This is a genomic window from Frankia sp. AiPs1 (assembly GCF_023716945.1).
In the GTDB taxonomy this organism is placed as follows: Bacteria; Actinomycetota; Actinomycetes; order Frankiales; family Frankiaceae; genus Frankia.
Map to the genome: position 1 here is coordinate 1 of NZ_JAMQQF010001097.1, position 812 is coordinate 812.

1 protein-coding gene is annotated in these 812 nt (G+C 75.2%); it reads right to left on the reverse strand.

Going from position 1 to position 812, the window contains the following annotated elements; genetic code table 11:
• Window positions 1-736 (reverse strand): hypothetical protein (locus ND748_RS33085; RefSeq protein WP_251750167.1); only part of this gene is annotated, 736 nt, incomplete at its 3' end.
• Window positions 737-812: the final 76 nt, after the last annotated feature.

The following is an 812-nucleotide window of genomic DNA, read 5'->3' on the forward strand; positions in this document are numbered from 1 at the left end:
CCGCCTCGGCGGCCATGACAGCGGGACCGGCAAGCCACGTCGGCCACCGGCGACCTGCGGCCGGTCGGCCCAGCGGGACCGACCGCCCGGGGCGGGCGAAGGTAGGGCGGCGCGGGGACCACCTCGGGGACCGCCGCGGCAGCAGCTCCGTCGCCACCCGGATCGTGATCAGCACGATGCCCAGCACAGCGACGGACCGCGCCAGCGTCACGGTGGCGAGCACGGGCGGGCTGCCGACGTCGAACGCCATCTGGATCAGCAGGATGCGGATCGCCACCATGGGTACCGTCGTCGCGGCGCACCGCCGGTAGCAGAAGTCGAGGGCGAGCATCCAGCCGAAGAGGAGCAGGGTCGCTCCGCCCAGCCCGAGGTTGAGCGCCGCGTCGCCGAAGGCGGTGATGGTCGAGAAGGTGGGCACCTCGCGCGGAAGCTCGAAGACCGCGTAGCTCACCGCGTGGCCGTAGTCGACCGGCGGCTTGTCCGGGTAGAGGAACCGGGGCACGGCGCCGGCGGCCTGATCGGCGAGGGCGACCGCCTGGCGGGCATCGGGATCGTGTCGTTGGTCGAGCGCCCGCAGCAGGTACGGGCGGTAGTCCAGCCGGCGGGCGATCGCCTCCGGCGTCTGGCCCACCGAGACCGGCGCCGGGCCGTGCTGACCGTGCTCGGCGCTGATCGTGGCACGGACGGCCGACCCCAGCAGGAACAGGGCCACCCCCACGACGCCGAGCAGCACCATCGGCGCCGGGTGGCACGCGGGTCGCCGAGCGAGCGTGCGCCGGCCCCGCCGGCGGCGCGCCTGGTCGGCGGGAAGG